We start from the raw sequence: 17,717 nt of genomic DNA on the forward strand, positions 1-17,717 counted from the left end.
AGAAGGGAACGTAGAGGTCAGGCTGCTTCACACAATTTCGCGACTTGACGCATCTTTCAGCGAGTTTACGCTACTACCATTAAGACAGAGCCGCCGATGCCTCACCTGGTCGAGAACCTCAAGATTGCCTGTGCCACGCAGCGTTCCATTTCGCATCTGTGCCGCGCGATCGATATCAATCGGCAGCAGTTCAATCGATATATCAACGGCCAGACGAGGCCCTCTGCCCATAATCTCGCGCGCATAGCCAAGTATTTCGATCTCGACGCAGCCGACTTTGGTCTCGCTCCAAGGCTCTTTCGCGAGCGGCTTCGCAAACCGACTCTAGACCTCAATCAAAGTTCCGAACTGTTAAAGGCGTTCCCAGGAGATCTGACCGCGCTCCGGCGCCATATCGGCTATTTCCAGACATATCATCGCTCACCGTCCTGGCCGGGAATGGTTGTCTGTTCGTGCAGCCGCATTGTCGAGAAGGGTGGGCTTGTGCATGTCAAATCAATGGAGCGTCTGCGGGATCCTGGAAACGGCATCCAGCAGTTTTCGAAATATGTCGGCCTTGCGGCCTTCTATCGAAACCGGATCTTCATTACGGAGCGGGTCGTCGGCCCGAATCCGATACTGTCACAGACGATCCTCCTGCCATTCGACGAGTACCAGCGCGTCTATCTGCGCGGGACGACAATGGGAGTTTCCTGGCGAAGGGAAAATCTCCCTTATGCGTCGCGGATGATCTGGCGGCATGTCGGCGCAGAGCCCGACCTGCGCGAGCTTCTGTCGCGCTGCGGCCCACTGCCGCTGTCTTCACGCCAGCTGCCACCGACGGTGCGCTCGTTCCTCGCAGATCCGTCCGCGGAAGTGTATGCGGTGCCGGCAGAGTATTGAAGACACCGATTCGCGACGAAGCCATCAGATCCGGATGAGTGCCGGAAGATTTCGAGCCTTCAATTTCCAGCGCTTGCCATCTTCCGCGTCGTCAGTACCCGCTCTAGCCAGCCGATCTCCATCTCGGGCACGGATTTCAGCAGCAGGTCGGTGTAATCGTCGAAGGGCGGCGATAGCGCTTGGGATTTGGGACCGAAGCGGACGAGCTTGCCGCGATGCATCACCGCGACGCTGTCGGCGATGGCGCGCACGATAGCGATATCATGGGTGATGAAGACGTAGGAGAGATGTTCCTCTTCCTGCAGCTTCAGCAGCAGTTTCAGAATGCCTTCGGCAACCAGCGGGTCGAGTGCCGAGGTCGGCTCGTCGCAGAGGATGAGTTCCGGCTTGGCCGCAAGCGCGCGGGCGATGGCGACGCGCTGCTTCTGGCCGCCCGAGAGCTCTGCCGGGTAGCGGTTCAGGAAGCCGTTGCCCATCTCGATCTGGTCGAGCAGTTCCTTCACGCGGCCCGTCTTCGCAGCTCCCCTGAGGCCGTAGTAGAAGGTCAGCGGTCGACCGATGACGTCGCGCACGGTCTGGCGCGGGTTCATCGCCGTGTCGGCCATCTGATAGATGAGCTGGATACGGCGCAGATCGTCGCGCGAACGATGCCTGACCTCGGCGGTCAACGGCTTGCCGGCAAAGGAGATCGTCCCGGCGCTGGGCGCCAAGAGCCCGGTGATGACGCGGGCGAGCGTCGATTTTCCCGAGCCCGATTCACCGACGATCGCTAGTGTCTGTCCCTTCGGTAGATGGAGGCTGACATCGTTCAGGACCTTGAAGCCATTGGAATATTCCGCACTGACGTTTTCGACTTTCAATAAAGTGTCGGACTGGTCGGTTGCTTCCTGTCGCAAGCTCTGCCGTACATTGACGAGGGCGCGGGTATAATCCTCCCGTGGCTCTTCGATGATCTGCCGGACGCTGCCATATTCCACCGTCCGACCATGGCGCAGCACCATGATGTCGTCGGAGATCTGGGCGACGACCGCAAGGTCGTGGGTGATGTAGAGAGCCGCGGTATGGGTCTCCTCGATGGCGTGCTTGATCGCTGCCAAGACGTCGATCTGGGTGGTGACGTCAAGTGCCGTGGTCGGTTCGTCGAAGACGATCAGTTCGGGGTTGGAGCAGAGCGCCATCGCCGTCATGGCGCGCTGCAGCTGGCCGCCCGAGACCTGGTGGGGAAAGCGCTCGCCGAAGCTTTCGGGATTGGGCAGGCCGAGAACGCCGAACAGATAAAGCGCGCGCTTGCGCGCCTCGTCCTTACTCATCAATCCATGTTTGATCGAAGCTTCGACCACCTGATCGCCGAGCCGATGCGCAGGATTGAAAGCAGCGGCAGCCGACTGCGCGACGTAGCAGACCCGCGCGCCGCGAATTTGACGGATGCCGTTCTTGCTGAGCGCCAGGATGTTGGCACCGTCGAGCAGCACCTCGCCGCCGGTGATTTCGGCTCCACCCCGGCCATAGGCGAGTGCGGAAAGGCCGATCGTCGACTTGCCGGCGCCCGATTCCCCGATAAGGCCGAGAACCTTGCCCTTCTGCAGGTCGAAGGAAACCCCATCGACGATCGTCACCCGCCTGGGCGGTTCGCCCGGCGGATAGCTGGTGGCTTCGATCTTCAGATTGCGAACGGAAAGAAGCTCAGGCATCGCCGCGCCCTCCCTTGAGGCTGGATGTGCGTTTTAAGAGCCAGTCGACGACGAGGTTGACACAGACGGCAAGCACGGCGATCGCCGTGCCCGGCACCAGCGCTGCGGAGATGCCGAAGATGATGCCGTCCTTGTTGTCCTTGACCATGCCGCCCCAATCGGCCGCGGGCGGTTGAATGCCGAGGCCGAGGAAGGAAAGTGTCGAGAGGAACAGGATCGAGAAGGCGAAACGCAGCCCGAATTCGGCGAGCAGCGGCGACAGCGTGTTCGGCAGGATCTCGCGGAAGATGATCCAGAGCTTGCCTTCGCCGCGAAGTTTCGCTGCCTCGACGAATTCCATCACCGCGACATCGAGCGCCACGGCGCGGCCGAGACGATAGACGCGGGTGGAATCGAGGATAGCCATGACGAGGATCAGAACGATGAGGTTTTGCGGCAGCACCGCAAGAACCACGAGCGCGAAGATCAGCGTCGGGATCGACATCATTAGATCGTTGAAGCGTGAGAGGACGGTGTCGATGAGGCCGCGCGAGACGGCGGCGGTGAAGCTTAAGATGACGCCGAGCGAGAAGGAGATGACGGTGGCGGCGGATGAGACCAGCAGCGTCGTGCGTGCGCCGTAGATCAGGCGCGAGAGAATGTCGCGGCCGAGATTATCGAGACCGAAGATATATTGATCATCAGGCAACTGCCAGACGTCGCCGACGACCTGCGTCTCGCCATAGGGCGCGATCCAGGGTGCGAAGATCGCGAAGATGAAGGCGACGGCGATGCCAAACATGCCGATCCAGGCGGTGATGGGGATATCTCGCAATCTCATCTTGGATGCCTCAACCTGGGATTGGCGATGATCGCGAGGATATCGGCCATCATGTTGAGGAAGATGTAGACGGCGGCAAAGATAAGGCCACAGGCCTGCACCACCGGCATGTCGCGCACGGTGACTGCATCGACCATGTATTGCCCCATGCCGGGATAGACGAAGACGACTTCGACAACGACGACGCCGACGACGAGATAGGCGAGGTTTAATGCGACGACGTTGATGATCGGCGCGAGCGCATTGGGGGCGGCGTGTTTGACGATCGCGCGGAAGGCGCTAAGGCCCTTCAGCTCAGCGGTTTCCATATAGGCCGAGGACATGACGGAGAGGATCGCAGCCCGCGTCATGCGCATCATGTGCGCGAGCACGACGAGCACGAGGGTCGCCGTCGGCAGCGCGATCGCCTTCAATCGCTCGACGAAGCCCATGCTGTCGTAGACGGTCGCCGGAAATGTGGCCATGCCGAACTTCACCGCGAAGAACAGGATCAGCAGGTAGCCGATGAAGAATTCCGGGAGCGAGATCGCCGCAAGCGAGATGACGTTGATGATCTTGTCAGGCAGGCGGTTGCGGAAGTGCACCGACAGCATGCCGAGGCCGATGGCGAGCGGCACGGATATCACCGCTGCGAAACCGGCCAGAAAAAGCGAATTGCCGAGGCGTTTGCCGATCTGTTCGCTCACCGAATTCTTGCTGGCCCAGGAGGTGCCGAAATCACCCTGAATGGCGTTGCCGAGCCATTCGACGTAACGCGTCGTGACCGGGCGGTTCAATCCGAGATCTTGACGAATATTGGCAACGGCCTGCGGCGTCGCCGACTGGCCGAGATAGGTGGTAGCAAAATCGCCGGGCAGGGCTTCCAAGCCGCCGAAGATCAGGATGGAAACGGCAAAAAGCAGCACGAGGCTGAGCACGAAGCGCTCGAGGATGAGGGCAAGCAGCGGAAAACGCTGCCGGAACCTGAGGCCGGGCAAGATATTGCTTGAGGCAGGATTGGTCATGGCGAGGACCTCGCGCTAAAACGTCGGGAGGACCGCGGGTTTTCATCCCACGGTCCCGGCTTCGTTGAAGGTCGGAGGGGCATGTGCCCCCTTGCCATCAGGCGTCCAGCCAGACGCGCGTTGCGACGTAGCCGTTCGACATGTCGTTGCCGATGTCGTGCACATAACCCTTCACCTGCTTGGTGGAGGCGTTCACGAAATCGTTGAACATCGGCAGGATCACGCCGCCCTCGTCGCGTACCATCATCGCCATGGTGCGATACATGTCCTTGCGCTTGGCTTCATCAAGTTCGGAGCGGGCCTGCAGCAACAGCTTGTCGAAGTCAGGACGCTTGAACTTGGTGTCGTTCCAGTCCGCCGTCGAGAGATAGGCGGTGGAATACATCTGGTCCTGCGTCGGACGGCCGCCCCAATAGGAGGTCGAGAAGGGCTGGACGTTCCAGACGTTGGTCCAGTAACCGTCGCCCGGCTCGCGCTTGACCTCGATCTCGATGCCGGCCTTCTTGCAGCTTTCCTGATAGAGGACGGCCGCGTCGACACCGCCGGGGAAGGCGACTTCGGAAGTGCGTAGAAGGACCGAACCGCTGTGGCCTGATTTCTTGTAGTGGAAGGCCGCCTTGTCGGGATCGTAGACGCGCTGCTCAATGCCCTCGGGGAAAAGCGCATAGGTGCTGTTGATCGGGAAGTCGTTGCCGACCTTGCCGTAACCGCCGAGGATCTTCTCCACCATGGTCTCGCGGTCCATGGCGTATTTGAGCGCCAGGCGCAGGTCGTTGTTGTCGAACGGCGCCTTGTCGCAGTGCATGATGAAGACGTAGTGGCCGCGGCCGGCGGTCGAGAGGATCTCGACGTTCGGAGCGCGTTTCAGCAGATTGACGGTCTTCGGATCGACGCGGTTGATGTAGTGGACCTGGCCGGACGACAGTGCCGCGATGCGGGCGGTGGCGTCGTTCATGCCGATGATTTCGATCGAATCGACATAACCCCGGTCCGTGCGCCAATCGTCCTTGTTCCTCTCGAAGGTGGCGCGGACGCCGGGCTCGAAGCTCGTCATCTTGTAGGGGCCGGTGCCGATCGAGGCCAGCGGATCGTCGACGCCGCCGTTCGGCTGGATGACCAGATGGTAGTCCGACAGCAGCAGCGGCATGTCGGCATTGCCTTCGGAAAGCGTCAGCACGAGATTGCCGCCGTCGGCCTTGATCTCCTTGATCGAACCGAGAACACCGAGCGCGCCGGATTCCGACTTCGCGTCGGTGTGACGCTTCAGCGTCGCAACGACGTCGTCGATGGTGAGTTCCTTGCCATCGTGGAACTTGACGCCCTTGCGGATCTTGAAGGTCCAGGTCGCCGCGTCCTTCGACGGCTCCCAGGATTCGGCAAGCGACGGCACGGCAGCCCCCGTCAGCGGATCGGATTCGACCAGCATGTCGCCCCAGCAGCGGCCGATGCAGAACATGACCTGCGACAGGAACTTCGCCGGATCCTTCGAATCGGTGGCGGCACCACCTTCGAGGCCGAGCTTCAGATGACCGCCACGCTTCGGTTCGGCGGCCTCGGCACTTTCGGTAAAGAGCTTATCGGCAACAGCAAGCGTCAGGCCGGCTGCCATGGCGCGTCCCAGGAATTCGCGGCGGCTGAGGCCACCGGCGGTCACCCGGCTTGCGAGATATTTCGTGTAGTCGTTCATTCCCCTTCTCCTTCTTATGGTGCGTTGACTTCGGTTTTTGGGCATGATCCCCGAACGGTTTCCTCTTCCGTTCGCGGTGCCCGCACGCTTGCGGGAAGATGATGCGGTTGCCGCCGCCTTGTTACCGTCCTTTCCAGTTAGGGCTTCGTTTCTCGGCGAAAGCCCGGGCGCCTTCCAATTGGTCCTCGCTCGAATAAAGTCGGTCGACCGTCGCAAACTGCCGTTTGGTGATTTTGTTCATGGCAGTCTGGAAGGTCGAACCCTCCGATTCACGGACGATTTCCTTGATTGCCGCGTAGACGAGCGGCGGTCCGCTTTCGAGCCGGCGGGCGAGATCCCAGGCCCGCTCCATCAGCTTGTCCGCTGGCAGGATCTCGTTGACAAACCCCCAGCGATGCGCCTCCTGGACGTCAAGCCAGCGGCCGGTCAAAAGCATGTCCATGGCGATATGATAGGGGATGCGCTTCGGTAGCTTCACCGAGGCGGCATCGGCAACCGTGCCGGAGCGGATTTCCGGAAGGGCGAAGGTAGCATGTTCGGCTGCGAGGATCAGGTCGGCGGAGAGCGCGATCTCCAGCCCGCCGCCGCAACAGATGCCGTTGACGGCACAGATGACCGGCTTGTTGAGATCGCGCAGTTCTTGCAGCCCGCCGAAACCGCCGACACCATAGTCGCCGTCGACCGCGTCGCCTGCTGCGGCAGCCTTCAGGTCCCATCCGGCACAGAAGAATTTCTCGCCCGTGCCGGAGACGATCGCCACGCGGAGCAAGGGGTCATCGCGGAAATCACGGAATACCAATCCCATGGCGCGGCTGGTCGCAAGGTCGATGGCATTTGCCTTCGGCCGGTCGATGATGACTTCCAGCACTGCGCCAACCTGTCGGGTGCGAATGGGGTCGCTCAACCTATGCTACCTCCTTCGCCGGATCAGGGCATCGACTGCGGCAACGCCGCGACTTTCGGGAAGAACCATCAATGGATTAATGTCGAGTTCCTCCAGCCGTGCCGCATTCATTACGACATAATCTGCCGCCCGTGCGACAGCCGTCACGGTCGCTTCGAGGTCGCCCTTCGGGCCTCCACGATATCCTTCAATCAATTTTGCGATCTTCAGGCGTGAAATGGCTTCTGAAATATCCGATCTCGTCGTTGGCAGTGGCAGAATGACGGAATCCTCCAGCAATTCGACGAAAATCCCGCCGGCGCCAAGCGTCAGCGACAATCCGAAAACCGGGTCGCGGGAGGCGCCGACAATCAGCTCGGCGACGGGACGGTCGATCATCTGCTCGACCAGAAAACCGCTTGTCACAGCCATCTTTGATGCGGCATCCGATACGGCCCTTGCATCCTTCAGGTTGAGTACGACCGCTCCTGCTTCGGTCTTGTGTGCGACGCCGAGCGCTTTCAGGACGACGGGAAAGCCGATCCGCTCAGCACAATCTGCCGCCTGAAGGGGCGTACTCGCAATCAGGCCTTTGGGTATCCGAAGGCCGGCGAGGTTGAGTTCCATCTTGGCATCGGCCTCCGTCAGCGTTTCGACGGCGCCTTCAACGGACGGCATATTGAGAAGCGGCAGGGGAGGCGGTTTGCGCCAGGCATGGCCGATGCCGGCTGCGACTTCCGCGGCAATCAGGGTTTCATCAATGCCGCAGAAGGGAACGACGCCTTCGGCGATCAGGCGGCTGGCGACGGCCTCCGGCATGGTCTCGGGCAGGGTCGCCAGGACCCCGGCAAGCGCGCCTGTCGCAGAGGCAGCGGCAATGACGGCATCCGCCGTCGTCACCCAGTCGGCTGTGCTGCACCGGTCGGTGCGGGGAAAATCGAGTACGACGAGATTAAGGGCGTAGCCGCCCTCGAACATGGCAGTGAAAGCCTCTGTCTGGCGCGCGAGATCGCCCCACACGAACGTGTGGTAGTCGAGCGGATTGGAGAGCGTCACCATGTCGCCGAGGATGCGCCTCAGACGCGGCAATTGCCTTGGTTCGAGTTCCCGGAACGTGACGGCGCGCCCGACTGCTGCATCCGCCATCAACGAGGCCTCGCCGCCTGAACAGCTCATCGAGGAGATCGAAGGGTCTGGCAGCGGGCCGGCGACATGCAGGAGCTTCAGCGTTTCAAGCAGCGCTGGCAGCGTTTCGACGCGGCCGAGGCCGAGGCGGGCAAGCACCGCATCGGCCAGAGCATCGCCACCGGCAAGCGATGCGGTATGGGAAAGCGTTGCCTGTCTTGCCTGTTCGGACCTGCCGACTTTCAGCACGACAACAGGCTTTTTCGTCAGGCGGGCAGTGGCGGCGAGGCGTTCGAGCGCGGCCGGCTCTCCAAAGCCTTCGACATGCAGGCCAAGCGCCGTCACGCGCGGGTCGGAAAGCAGGCCGCAGGCGACGTCGGACAGCGAAGTTTGCGCCTGGTTGCCTGATGTCACGACATAGGCGATCGGCAGACCGCGCGTCTGCATGGTCAGGTTGAGCGCTATATTCGACGATTGGGTCAGGATCGCCACGCCGCGTTCGACGCGCATCATGCCGTGCTGGTCGGGCCAGAGCAGAGCGCCGTCGAGGCCGTTGATGAAGCCGTAGCAGTTCGGCCCTAGGATCGGCATGTCGCCTGCAGCGGCAATCAGCGCCTGTTGCAGGTCGGCGCCATCGGCAAGTTCCGCCACGGCCTCGCTGAAGCCTGAGGCATAACAGACCGCGCCGCCGCCGCCAGCTGCCGACAGGCTACGGACGATCTCGATGGTCAATGACCTGTTGACGCCGACGAAGGCCGCGTCTGGCGGAGAGGGCAGTTCGGAAACGTTTCTGTAACACCTCCGTCCGAGGACCTCATCGAGCGTCGGATGAACCGGCCAGATCTCACCCGCAAACCCCATCCGGTCGCACTGTTCGATCACCCGGCGCGCCTCACGGCCGCCGAAGACGGCGATCGTTTGTGGTCTGAACAGGCGATCGAGCGGGCGGGACGTCATCGGCTACGCTCCCAGAGGCCGCAGGAGATCGCGGCTGATGATATGGCGCTGGATCTCCGACGTGCCGTCCCAGATGCGCTCGACGCGCGCATCACGCCAGAAGCGGGCGAGCGGCAGGTCATCCATCAGGCCCATGCCGCCATAGATCTGGATCGCCTCATCCGTGACGCGCGAAAGCATTTCAGAGGCGTAGAGCTTGGCCGAAGCGATTTCGCGATCGGAGGATAGGCCGGCATCCAGTCGCCATGCCGCCGAAAGTGTCAGCCAGTCGGCTGCGTCGATCTCCGTGATCATGTCGGCAAGCTTGAAGGAGACACCCTGGTTGGCGCCGATCGGTCTGCCGAACTGCTTGCGCTCGGCGGCATAGGACAAAGCCATGTCGAAGACGCGCCGCGCCCGGCCGACGCAGGTGGCGGCGACCGTCAGCCGCGTGCCGTAAAGCCATTGGTTGGCAAGCTCGAAACCGCGATGCAGTTCGCCGAGCACCTGGGACTGCGGAATACGGCAGTCAGCAAAGCTCAGGGTGCAATTGTGATAGCCGCGGTGGGAGACAGAATCATAGCCTTTGAGAATTTCGAAGCCCGGCGTGCCGCGATCGACCAGAAATGCGGTGATCTTCTTCTTGAGGCCCTTTGGCGTTTCCTCCTCGCCGGTTGCGGCAAAGACGATGATGAAATCGGCGGCATCGGCATGCGAAATGAAATGCTTGGTGCCATTGAGCACGAAATCGCCACCGTTGCTGCGAGCGGTGCATTTCATGCCGCGCATGTCAGAACCGGCGTCCGGTTCGGTGATCGCCAGCGCGTCGATCTTTTCTCCGCGGACGGCAGGAAGCAAATAACGTTCGCGCTGCTCGCCCTCGCAGGCCATCAGGATGCCGGAGGGACGGCCGAAAAAGACTGTTAGCGCCATGGAGCCGCGGCCAAGTTCGCGCTCGACCAGCGTGAAGGTGACATGGTCGAGGCCGGCGCCGCCGGCCTCTTCGGGGAAATTGCAGGCGTAGAAACCGAGGTCGATGCATTTGCGTCGGATCTCAACCGCGAGATCTGGCGGGACGATGCCGGTGCGCTCAACCTCGTTTTCATGCGGATAGATTTCGGTTTCGACGAAGCCGCGGACCGTCTCGACGATCATTTCCTGTTCTTCGCTGAGGCCGAAATCCATGACGATCTCCTTATCGTTTCTGGCCGACATGGCGGCCGGCCCCTTCCGGGAGAGGCAGCTTTGAGTGAGCCGCGGCAATAGCATTCGCCTTGTCGAGCACGGCGGCTGGCGCCAGCGTCGCCTTGCCGGCCTCGGTATCGACATGCAGCAGCATCTGCTCGGCAGTGGCGAGCACGGCGCCGCTCTCGGTGTCGCAGATCGTGTGGAAGAGATGCAGTCGCTTCTCATCGACTGCGAGGATCTGGCATGTCGAATGGATGGCCTGCCCGAGCTTTGCCTCGCCGAGATGGCGGATATGGGTCTCGACCGTATAGTAGCTCTGCCCGGCCTCGACATAGGCAAGATCGACCCCGATCAGGCGCAAGAGCGCGTCGGAGGTGTCGCCAAAGACCTGCAGATAGCGATGCTCCGTCATATGGCCATTATAGTCGACCCAGGCGGGGCTCACCTTCGTCTCGACGAGCTTCAGGGGTTCTGTGGGATCGACAGCAGCGGTTTTCCCGCCGCCTGCTGCCCAGAGGGCACGTTCGAAATCCTTCAGCAATTCGCCGGCACCCCAGCCCTTGCCGTCGTTTCCGGCCTTCAGCGCCTGCAGGATGCCGACGAGGTTTTCGTCGCGGATGCGCTCCAATGCGCGGATTGAAAGGCCGGCAGCCTGTTCGTCGGATTGTTTTCCGATCTTCTCGATCAGCGCGTCGTCGAGATCGACGACGTCGGTTAGCTTCGTCCAGGGCCAGGCAAGGCATGGCCCGAACTGGGCCAGGAAATGGCGCATGCCGGCCTCGCCGCCGGCGATGCGATAGGTCTGGAACAAGCCCATCTGCGCCCAGCGCAGACCGAAGGAATAGCGGATGACGTCGTCGAGCGTTTCGACGGTGCAGATATCGTCATGGATAAGCCAGAGCGCCTCGCGCCAGAGCGCCTCGAGCAGCCGATCGCCGACGAAGGCCTCGATCTCCTTGGCGATATGGACGCCCTTCATGCCGATCGGGACCAGACACTCCATCGCTGCCTCGATGGTGGCTTTCGAGGTCTTCTCGCCACCGACAATCTCCACCAGCGGCAGCAGGTAGACGGGATTATAGGGATGGGCGACGAAGAGACGCTCGGGATGCTTCATGTCACGCTGCAGGTCGCTCGGCAGCAAGCCGGAGGTAGACGAGCCGATCAGGGCATCCGGGCGTGCGGCAGCGTCGATCTCGCTCAAGACGCGGCGCTTCAAATCGAGCCGTTCCGGCACGCTTTCCTGGATCCAGTCGGCACCGGAGACGGCCTCTTGCAGGGACTTTTCGAAGGTGAGCCGACCTCGCGGCGGCAGCGGGGCGCCGGTCAGCATCCCATAGGCCTTTTCCGCATTGGCAAGGACCTCGCCGACGATGCGGCTTGCTTCCGGATGCGGATCGAAGACGCTGACATCAATGCCGGCAAGCAGAAAACGTGCAATCCATCCGCCGCCGATGACGCCGCCGCCGATACAGGCCGCTTTGGTAATCCCTGTCATTTCGTCCTCAGCGCTTCGTCAGTTTCAGTTTCTTGCGGACGTCCTCAGGACCGATGATCCGCGCGCCCATGCCTTCGACCACCTGCACCGCCTTTTCGACAAGTTGCGCATTGGTGGCGAGAGCGCCCTTGCCGATATAGAGATTATCCTCCAGGCCAACGCGAACATTGCCGCCCGCCAAAACCGCGGCAGCCGGATAGGCCATGGCGTTGCGACCGATCGAAAAGGCCGAGAAGGTCCAGCTATCGGGCACGTTGTTGACCATTGCCATGAAGGTGTTGAGGTCGTCGGGGGCACCCCACGGAATGCCCATGCAGAGCTGGATCAGCACCGGATCCTCGATCAGGCCCTCTTCGGCGAGCTGCTTTGCAAACCACAGATGGCCGGTGTCGAAGGCTTCGATCTCGGGGCGCACGCCGAGATCGGTCATTTTCTTGGCCATTGCCCGCAGCATGGCGGGCGTGTTGGTCATGACGTAGTCGCCGAGATTGAAGTTCATCGTGCCGCAGTCGAGCGTGCAGATTTCGGGAAGGCATTCGGCAATATGGCTGACGCGCTCGGTTGCGCCTGCCATGTCCGTCCCCTTCGCCTTTAAGGGAAGGGGGCTTTCGACGTCGCCGAAAATCAGGTCTCCACCCATACCGGCCGTCAGGTTCAGCACCACATCGACGTCTGCCGAACGGATGCGGTCGGTGACCTCCCTGTAGAGGTCGTTGCGGCGGCTCGCGGCACCGGTTTCCGGATCGCGGACATGGCAGTGAACGACTGCCGCCCCAGCCTTGGCGGCGTCGATCGCGGAATCCGCGATCTGCTTGGGAGTAATGGGAACGTGGCTGGATTTCGAAACCGTATCGCCGGCACCGGTGACGGCGCAGGTGACGAAAACATCGCGGTTCATCGCAAGAGGCATGTTTGTTGTTCTCCCTCGTCTTGAGGGTATTACGCGCCAGGATGGGAGAGGATGCTTTGCATTTTCGGAATCGATCGATACATTATCGGAACACTAGGGAGGGGACTGTGCTGGAGCGATCGACGGAACGGCTCGACATCGATCTTCTCGTCCTGCCGGACACCAACCTGATCCTTATCGCTTCCGTCATCGAACCGCTGCGCGGGGCAAACCGCATTTCCGGCAGCGAGCTCTACCGCTGGCGCATCTTCACGCCTGATGGAGAAGCGGTGCCGACAACCAGCCACATTGCCATACCGACACAGGGAACGTTCCAGACCACGGCATCGGATACGCCGCTCTTCGTGCTGGCGAGCTACAACTGGCGGCAAAGCGCGACTGCTGGCCTGAAGATGCAGCTATCGCAGGCGGCACGCCACCGGACCATGATCGCCGGCATCGAATCCGGTACTTGGCTGCTTGCGGAAGCCTGCCTGCTCGACGGCTTGTCGGCGACCGTCCATTGGGAGGACTACGAGGATTTCGCGCTCGCCTATCCGCAGGTGTCGGTCGTCAAGGACCGGTTCGTCATCGACGGCAAGCGGCTGACCACATCAGGCTCGCTGCCGACCGTGGACCTGATGCTGGAGGTCATCCGGCGGCGTCAGAGCTATTCGCTGGCGCTCGAGGTCAGTCGGCTGTTCCGCTACGAGCAGCCATCCTTTCATGCCGACGAGGCGCTGTCGGCGGGCTTGCGCATGGATGATCCGCGGGTGGCCCACGCCGTGCGGCTGATGGAGGACAATATCGAGCAGCCGATCGTGCTGGCGCGTCTTGCCCGCAGGGTCGGGATCAGCGCCCGGCACCTGCAAGATCTCTTCCAGGCCTCGATCGGTGCGCCGCCCCATATCCATTATCTTGCCCTGAGATTGAATGCGGCGCGGCGCAAGGTGATCGAGACGACGGCATCCCTTGCCGATATTGCAGCCGCAACCGGCTTCAATTCTGCCTCCGCCTTCGCGCGAAGCTATCGGGCAAGCTATTCCGAAAGTCCCTCGGAAACGCGGCGACGGCTGCGGCATACGGTCAGGCCATCGGAGGCCCGGCCATAGGCTGGAAGGCGTCGCGCACCATCTCGGCAAGCTCGCGAACCGCTTCGCTCGACCGGAATGTGTTGCGACGAAGAACGACCCTGGAGGAATCAACCGGCAGGAAGCCGTCCTCGGTCGTCAGTTCCCGGCAACCGGGTGGGATGTTGCTGCGCGACAGCGTGGTGACGGCAAGACCGGCAGTCACAGCGTTCTTCAGTCCGGAGCTGGTATCGGCAATGAAAGCGACCCGGTAGTTGCGCCCGAGCTGGTGTAGGGACTTCAATGCAAAATCGCGACACCAGCTCGAGTCTCTATAGGTGGCGATCGGCAGCGGGTCGATGTCGTGCAGCCGGTGGACGATCGAGGTCACCCAGACGGTCGGGTCGATGCAGAGCACCTCGCCACTCATCTGATCGCTCCAGTCGAAGACGACGGCGAGATCGAGCTCGTCGCGTTCCAGGGCGGCGATGTTGCGGACAGTATAATCGCAGGAGATCGTGACCTCGACAGCCGGATGACGCACGGCGAAGGCCGCAAGCGCGGCAGGCAGCACCGTCTGGCTATATTCCTCGGGAATGCCGATGCGAACCGGTCCGCCGAGCGGTTTGCTCCGGATCGTCGCCGCCGCCTCGCTCAGGAGATCGATGACACGGCGGGCATAGGGGACGAGCTGGACGCCCTGACGTGTCAGCACCACCCCTCGGGCGCCGCGTTCGAACAGTGCTTCGCCGATCGTGTCTTCCAGCTTCTTGATCGCAGCACTGATCGCAGACTGTGTTCTGCCGACGCGCTGTGCGGCCGCCGAAAAATTGGTGGTCTCGACGACGACGAGGAAGGTTCGGAGAAGATCACTCTCGATGGGCTCGCGCATGGACAGCCATAGAAAAAATCGATGACATCCATCTCTACTATTCGTTTGTCTGATGTCAATTGCGGGTGCAAAAAGGAGGTGCGTTCGACTTTTCCTCCTTCGAGAATAACCTGCGTGACGATTGAACATCCGGCCAGGCACCTGGGTGCCGGCGAGCACGAGAAGGGTGTCCTTCTCGTCATCGGGGCGACGCTTGCCTGGAGCGCCAGCGGGGTCTACTCGCGGCTCCTGACGACAGACGTCTGGACGGCCATTGCCTGGCGCTCGCTGTTCGGCGGGCTGTTCCTGCTGATCCCCTGCCTGTTCCTCGAAGGCGGGATTTCGCGAAAGCAATGGCGTTCGGTCCTGCATCCATCCGGTCTGGCTATGATTGTCTGCCAGACCGTCAGTCAGGGCTGCTTCATCGGGGCGCTCTATATGACCAGCGTCGCGAATGTGACGATGATCTATTCGACCGCACCCTTCATCGCCGCCCTGTTCGGATGGATCATCCTGAAAGAGGGGGTCGCCAGGCGCACGCTGATTGCCGGGGGCATTTCTCTTCTGGGTGTTGTGGTCATCGTTGCCTCGTCGATCGGCGGCGGGACCGGGCTCGGCGACCTGCTGGCGCTCGGCATGACGGTTTCCTTCGCACTCGTCATCATCATTCCGCGCATCAATCCCGAGGTGCCGAGCCTGCCGCCGACCGTTGTCAGCGCCTTCCTGACGCTTATCATTTTCGCCCCTTTCGGCTCGGTCGGCTCGCTCGATCTTCACAACTGGATCGTGCTGGCAGCCTTCGGCGCGACCAATTTTTCGCTGGCGCTCGTGCTTTTCCTGGCTGGGGCGAGGCGAATGCCGCCGGCCGAAGCCGCACTGATCGGAACAATGGAGATTGTATTGACCCCGTTCTGGGTCTGGCTCATGTTTTCCGAACAGCCGCCGATTGCCACCTTCTTTGGGGGTGCCGTCATCCTTGGAGCCGTGCTCTGGCACACCGCAATCGACCTTAGCCGCAGCCGGCGGGCGCATGCCGGCTAGAATGCGGCGTCGGCCGGATCGTCATTCGTTGCGGCATCGGCCAGAATAGCGGTTCGATTGCCACTCCCACCCAAGCGACGAGAGCGGATATGACCTCTAGAGATCCCCTGCTGCAGCCTTTCCAACTCAAGCACCTGACGCTGAAAAACCGCGTCATGTCGACCGCTCACGAGCCGGCCTATTCGGAAAACGGCATGCCGACGGATCGCTACCGGCTCTATCACAGGGAAAAGGCGAGAGGCGGTATTGCACTCACCATGACGGCGGGATCGGCGGTCGTCTCGCCTGACTCTCCGCCATCCTTCGGCAATCTCCATGCCTATCGCGACGAGATCGTGCCCTGGCTGAAGAAGCTTGCAGACGACTGTCATGAGTTCGGTGCAGCGGTCATGATCCAGCTCACGCATCTTGGCCGCCGCACGGGCTGGAACAGGGGCGACTGGTTGCCTGTGCTATCAGCCTCGCCGATCCGTGAGCCGGCGCACCGGGCCTTCCCGAAAGAGGCCGAAGACTGGGACATCGAACGCATCGTCGCCGATTATGCCACGGCGGCGCAGCGCATGCAGGAAGCCGGCCTCGACGGTATCGAGATCGAGGCCTACGGCCATCTGCTGGATGGCTTCTGGTCGCCGGCGACCAATCGGCGCGAGGACGAATTCGGCGGTTCGCTCGACAATCGCATGCGTTTTTCGGTCATGGTCACGCGGGCAGTTCGCGAGGCGGTTGGGCCGGATTTCATCGTCGGCATGCGCCTTGTCGCCGACGAGGACTGGGAGAAAGGACTGCCACGCGAGGAAGGCATAGAGATCGCTTCACGATTCGCGCGATCCGGCGATATCGATTTTCTCAACATCATTCGCGGTCATATCGACAGCGATGTCGCGCTCAACGAGGTCATTCCGATCCAGGGCATGGCGTCTGCCCCGCATCTCGATTTTGCCGGCGAAGTGAAGGCGATAACAAAGTTCCCCGTCTTTCATGCTGCGCGCATCGGTGACGTGGCAACAGCCCGTCATGCGATCGCCGAGGGAAAGCTCGACATGGTCGGCATGACGCGCGCCCATATTGCCGATCCCCATATCGTGCGCAAGATCGAGAGCGGTGAGGAGGCTCGCATCCGGCCCTGTGTCGGCGCCACCTATTGTCTCGACCGTATCTACGAAGGCGGCGAGGCACTCTGTATCCACAATGCCGCGACCGGTCGTGAAGGACAGATCCCGCATGAGATCCCCAAGGCGGAGATCCGCCGCAAGGCGGTCGTGGTCGGTGCCGGACCGGCCGGTCTCGAGGCCGCCCGCGTGCTTGCCGAGCGTGGCCATGAGGTGGATGTTCTGGAAGCGACCGGAAAGGCCGGCGGACAGGTCAATCTGCTCATCCGCAATCCCCGGCGCAAGGAGATGATTGGTATCATCGACTGGCGGCTGGCGGAACTGGAGCGGCTGGGTGTTCGCATGCATTATGATGTCTACGCAGAGGCAAGCGACGTCATTGCTCTTGAACCCGATCTCGTTGTCATTGCGACCGGTGGCATCGCACAGCAGCCAGAACTCGATGCAGGCGATGAGCTTGTGACATCTTCCTGGGAAATCCTCGCCGGCGGTGTCAGGATCGCCGACACAGTATTGCTCTTCGATGACAATGGCGCACATCCGGGCATGTCGGCGGCTGAGGTGATTGCCAGAAGCGGCGCGGAGCTCGAGCTTGTGTCGCCCGAACGCTTTTTCGCGCCCGATATGGGGGGCATGAACCACGTGCCCTATGCCCGTACCTTCGCAGAACGGAACGTCAAGGTGACCATCAACACGCGGCTCAAATCCGTCCGGCGCGACGGCAATGCCCTTGTCGCCGTACTCGGGTCGGATTTTGCAGACGGCGCACAGTGGGAGCGGCGCGTCTCCCAGGTCGTCGTCGAACATGGCACGCTTGCCAATGACGGGCCCTATCTTGAGCTGAAGCCGCTTTCGCGAAATCTTGGTGCGGTGGACTATTCCGCCCTGATCAATCGTCAGCCACCGCTGCCGCTGCGCAATAGCGAGGGGCGTTTCGACCTCGTGCGGATCGGCGACGCGGTTTCCAGCCGCAACATCCATGCCGCCGTCTATGATGCGCTGAGGTTCTGTTCGTTGTTTTGA

General features: G+C 61.7%; 14 protein-coding genes. 4 read left to right on the forward strand and 10 right to left on the reverse strand.

The features are described from left to right. Positions 1-96: 96 nt before the first annotated feature. A complete protein-coding gene (locus AB4Z13_RS20450; protein ID WP_442206638.1) occupies positions 97-882 on the forward strand; it encodes a helix-turn-helix domain-containing protein in 786 nt (261 codons plus the stop codon). A 59-nt stretch (positions 883-941) separates the two neighbouring features. Here AB4Z13_RS20450 and AB4Z13_RS20455 read toward each other — a convergent pair whose 3' ends face one another. From AB4Z13_RS20455 to AB4Z13_RS20495, 9 genes are all read right to left on the reverse strand, one after another. After that, a complete protein-coding gene (locus tag AB4Z13_RS20455; RefSeq protein WP_442206639.1) occupies positions 942-2,573 on the reverse strand; it encodes an ABC transporter ATP-binding protein in 1,632 nt (543 codons plus the stop codon). Beyond that, a complete protein-coding gene (locus AB4Z13_RS20460) occupies positions 2,566-3,393 on the reverse strand; it encodes an ABC transporter permease (RefSeq protein WP_113325142.1) in 828 nt (275 codons plus the stop codon). The genes AB4Z13_RS20455 and AB4Z13_RS20460 overlap by 8 nt, the downstream gene beginning before the upstream one ends. Then, the gene (locus AB4Z13_RS20465; RefSeq protein WP_113325141.1) at positions 3,390-4,397 is read right to left on the reverse strand and encodes an ABC transporter permease; all 1,008 of its coding nucleotides are present in this window, start codon (positions 4,395-4,397) and stop codon (positions 3,390-3,392) included. The genes AB4Z13_RS20460 and AB4Z13_RS20465 overlap by 4 nt, the downstream gene beginning before the upstream one ends. A gap of 97 nt (positions 4,398-4,494) precedes the next feature. Continuing rightward, positions 4,495-6,084 carry an ABC transporter substrate-binding protein gene (locus AB4Z13_RS20470; RefSeq protein WP_113325140.1) on the reverse strand — a complete coding sequence of 530 codons (1,590 nt, stop codon included), beginning with the start codon at positions 6,082-6,084 and terminating at the stop codon, positions 4,495-4,497. 121 nt (positions 6,085-6,205) lie between these two features. Continuing rightward, complete coding sequence (locus tag AB4Z13_RS20475) at positions 6,206-6,988, reverse strand: carnitinyl-CoA dehydratase (protein ID WP_442206640.1); 783 nt, start codon at positions 6,986-6,988, stop codon at positions 6,206-6,208. A gap of 6 nt (positions 6,989-6,994) precedes the next feature. Further along, positions 6,995-9,049, reverse strand: coding sequence for an acetate--CoA ligase family protein (locus AB4Z13_RS20480; RefSeq protein WP_442206641.1), 2,055 nt, complete (start codon positions 9,047-9,049; stop codon positions 6,995-6,997). A 3-nt stretch (positions 9,050-9,052) separates the two neighbouring features. After that, positions 9,053-10,213, reverse strand: coding sequence for an acyl-CoA dehydrogenase family protein (locus AB4Z13_RS20485; protein ID WP_439018891.1), 1,161 nt, complete (start codon positions 10,211-10,213; stop codon positions 9,053-9,055). Positions 10,214-10,223: 10 nt separating this feature from the next. Next, positions 10,224-11,714, reverse strand: a complete 1,491-nt coding sequence (locus AB4Z13_RS20490; RefSeq protein ID WP_439018224.1) for a carnitine 3-dehydrogenase — start codon at positions 11,712-11,714, stop codon at positions 10,224-10,226. Between the two features lie 7 nt (positions 11,715-11,721). Then, on the reverse strand, positions 11,722-12,624 hold the full coding sequence (locus tag AB4Z13_RS20495) for a 3-keto-5-aminohexanoate cleavage protein (protein ID WP_439018223.1): 903 nt from the start codon (positions 12,622-12,624) through the stop codon (positions 11,722-11,724). A 41-nt stretch (positions 12,625-12,665) separates the two neighbouring features. On the opposite strand from AB4Z13_RS20495, the gene AB4Z13_RS20500 reads away from it, so the two are divergent. Further along, a complete protein-coding gene (locus AB4Z13_RS20500) occupies positions 12,666-13,715 on the forward strand; it encodes a GlxA family transcriptional regulator (protein WP_439018890.1) in 1,050 nt (349 codons plus the stop codon). Here the strand turns inward: AB4Z13_RS20500 and AB4Z13_RS20505 are convergent. Then, positions 13,690-14,565, reverse strand: coding sequence for a LysR family transcriptional regulator (locus AB4Z13_RS20505; protein ID WP_442206642.1), 876 nt, complete (start codon positions 14,563-14,565; stop codon positions 13,690-13,692). The two genes, AB4Z13_RS20500 and AB4Z13_RS20505, sit on opposite strands and share 26 nt — an antisense overlap. Before the next feature lie 114 nt (positions 14,566-14,679). Here AB4Z13_RS20505 and AB4Z13_RS20510 point away from each other — a divergent pair, with 114 nt between their 5' ends. Both AB4Z13_RS20510 and AB4Z13_RS20515 read left to right on the forward strand, forming a co-directional pair. After that, positions 14,680-15,585, forward strand: coding sequence for a DMT family transporter (locus tag AB4Z13_RS20510; protein WP_439018222.1), 906 nt, complete (start codon positions 14,680-14,682; stop codon positions 15,583-15,585). An 89-nt stretch (positions 15,586-15,674) separates the two neighbouring features. Continuing rightward, entirely contained in the window at positions 15,675-17,717 is a 2,043-nt protein-coding gene (locus AB4Z13_RS20515; protein ID WP_442206643.1) for an oxidoreductase, read from the forward strand.

Source organism: Rhizobium sp. YAF28 (assembly GCF_052113285.1).
GTDB lineage: Bacteria > Pseudomonadota > Alphaproteobacteria > Rhizobiales > Rhizobiaceae > Rhizobium.

Excerpts from the sequence above, each read along its gene's own strand:
- AB4Z13_RS20450 (WP_442206638.1), top strand. The coding sequence starts at position 97 with ATGCCTCACCTGGTCGAGAACCTCAAGATTGCCTGTGCCACGCAGCGT.
- AB4Z13_RS20480 (WP_442206641.1), bottom strand. The coding sequence starts at position 9,049 with ATGACGTCCCGCCCGCTCGATCGCCTGTTCAGACCACAAACGATCGCC.
- AB4Z13_RS20500 (WP_439018890.1), top strand. The coding sequence starts at position 12,666 with ATGGGAGAGGATGCTTTGCATTTTCGGAATCGATCGATACATTATCGG.
- AB4Z13_RS20495 (WP_439018223.1), bottom strand. The coding sequence starts at position 12,624 with ATGCCTCTTGCGATGAACCGCGATGTTTTCGTCACCTGCGCCGTCACC.
- AB4Z13_RS20465 (WP_113325141.1), bottom strand. The coding sequence starts at position 4,397 with ATGACCAATCCTGCCTCAAGCAATATCTTGCCCGGCCTCAGGTTCCGG.
- AB4Z13_RS20515 (WP_442206643.1), top strand. The coding sequence starts at position 15,675 with ATGACCTCTAGAGATCCCCTGCTGCAGCCTTTCCAACTCAAGCACCTG.
- AB4Z13_RS20505 (WP_442206642.1), bottom strand. The coding sequence starts at position 14,565 with ATGCGCGAGCCCATCGAGAGTGATCTTCTCCGAACCTTCCTCGTCGTC.
- AB4Z13_RS20485 (WP_439018891.1), bottom strand. The coding sequence starts at position 10,213 with ATGGATTTCGGCCTCAGCGAAGAACAGGAAATGATCGTCGAGACGGTC.
- AB4Z13_RS20455 (WP_442206639.1), bottom strand. The coding sequence starts at position 2,573 with ATGCCTGAGCTTCTTTCCGTTCGCAATCTGAAGATCGAAGCCACCAGC.
- AB4Z13_RS20490 (WP_439018224.1), bottom strand. The coding sequence starts at position 11,714 with ATGACAGGGATTACCAAAGCGGCCTGTATCGGCGGCGGCGTCATCGGC.
- AB4Z13_RS20470 (WP_113325140.1), bottom strand. The coding sequence starts at position 6,084 with ATGAACGACTACACGAAATATCTCGCAAGCCGGGTGACCGCCGGTGGC.
- AB4Z13_RS20460 (WP_113325142.1), bottom strand. The coding sequence starts at position 3,393 with ATGAGATTGCGAGATATCCCCATCACCGCCTGGATCGGCATGTTTGGC.